2 protein-coding genes are annotated in these 1,866 nt (G+C 43.8%); both read right to left on the bottom strand.

Annotated elements, in window-relative coordinates; translation table 11 throughout:
- A partial coding sequence (locus CXF78_RS15975; protein ID WP_102037338.1) for a glutamate-5-semialdehyde dehydrogenase occupies positions 1 to 816 on the bottom strand: 816 nt, incomplete at its 3' end.
- 10 nt (positions 817 to 826) lie between these two features.
- On the bottom strand, positions 827 to 1,866 hold a 1,040-nt coding region (gene proB / locus CXF78_RS15970; RefSeq protein WP_102037337.1), incomplete at its 5' end, for a glutamate 5-kinase.

Raw genomic sequence — 1,866 nt, 5'->3', positions numbered from 1 at the left:
TACCTGTTGATGTATTAATAAGGTATCTAAAGCATTACACACAGTTGGACGTTGAACTTTAGCGTTAGCAATGACATCAATTGCCCGCACTAAATCAGCTTGTTTATCGACAAATAAATGACAGATGCCAATACCGCCTAAAATGACAGGAATGCTTGATTGCTCAGCACACAATCGCTGTAGGTTTTGTCCACCACGAGGAATAATCATATCGACATATTTGTCGAGTCTTAGTAAACCGCTGACAAGGCTACGCTCTGGTGAATCAATGAGCTGCACGGCATCTTTAGGTAAATCTAGACTTACCAGTGCATCACGAATAACTTCGCTTAGCACTTTATTGGAGGTTAGGGTTTCTTTACCGCCACGCAAAATCACTGCATTACCGGTCTTTAACGCTAACACGGCAATATCAACAGTGACATTTGGCCGAGCTTCATAAATAACCCCCACCACACCTAATGGGACACTGCGACGAGTTAAGCGTAAGCCGTTATCTAATACTCGACTATCAGCTTCCTTGCCGACAGGGTCTGCTAGTGCGATGACATTATCAATGTCAGCTATAATCCCGCCTAGCCGCCCTTCGTCCAGCATCAACCTATCTATCATGGCTTCGGTTAAACCGCTTTGCTTCGCTGCAATGATATCTTGTGCATTCGCTTGTAAAATATCATTTTTCCGCTGCGCTAAGTGATCTGCAATTGTAGCTAACAACACGTTTTTTTGTTTCGCAGTTAAACTCGCTAAAATAAAACTTGCAGCCTTAGCACGTTGCCCTAATTGAGTTAAATATTCTGTTTCTGTGGCTGACATATGCTTATCCTTAATTATCAAGTACGACCATATCATTGCGATGAACCACGGCATCGCCGTAGTTATAGCCCAGTAGACTTTCTATATCATCAGAATGTTTACCGCTAATTTTGGTTAAATCATTGGCGCAATATCGGCTAATGCCTTTAGCCAAAATCTTACCCGTTTGATTCACAATTAGTAAGGTCGCACCGCGTTCAAAATTGCCTTCAACATCGACAATGCCTTTAGATAATAGGCTACGACCATTAGCAACAACGGCAACAGATGCTCCAGCATCTACAACTAATTTACCTTGTGAAGCAGGACCCGCAAGGATCCACTGCTTGCGACTTTCTAATGGATTTTCGATTGCGCTAAAATGAGTACCGACAGACTCCCTCGCCGCCACTTTGGCAATAACATCGGGGTGATGACCGGAAGCAATAACAACTTCTATGCCCGCACGTCTAGCCACATCCGCGGCTTCGAGTTTGGTGGCCATTCCGCCCGTTCCAAGTCCAGACACTGAACCGCCGGCCAATAAACGCAAACTGTCGTCAATATTGACAACTTGTTTAATCAACTGTGCGTCGGGATGGGTACGTGGATCGGCATCAAATAAGCCTTTTTGGTCGGTCAGTAAGATAAGTAAATCAGCATCGCAAAGTAAGGCTGCGCGGGCAGATAAATTATCATTATCTCCCACTTTAATTTCATTGGTTGCCACTGCATCATTTTCGTTAATGATAGGGATAATATTGTGAGCTAATAATGCATTTAAGGTGTCGCGCGCATTAAGATAACGTTCACGATCTTGTAAATCAGCACGAGTTAACAATAACTGGCCAACATGTAATCCGTAAATACTGAACAATTGTGACCATGCCAAAATTAACTGACTTTGGCCTACCGCTGCAAGTAACTGTTTATTCGCCATAGTGTCGGGCAACACCGGATAATGTAAATGCTCCCGCCCAGCAGCTATCGCACCTGATGTACACAACACAACTTCTACACCAGAACGCATAAGCGAGGCCATTTGCCTGGCTAATTCAACCATATGTGCTT

This window comes from Shewanella sp. 11B5 (genome assembly GCF_002836795.1).
GTDB classification, from domain to species: domain Bacteria; phylum Pseudomonadota; class Gammaproteobacteria; order Enterobacterales; family Shewanellaceae; genus Shewanella; species Shewanella frigidimarina.
The sequence above is the reverse complement of the archived record's forward strand: the minus strand, read 5'-3'. Positions and strand labels throughout refer to the sequence as shown.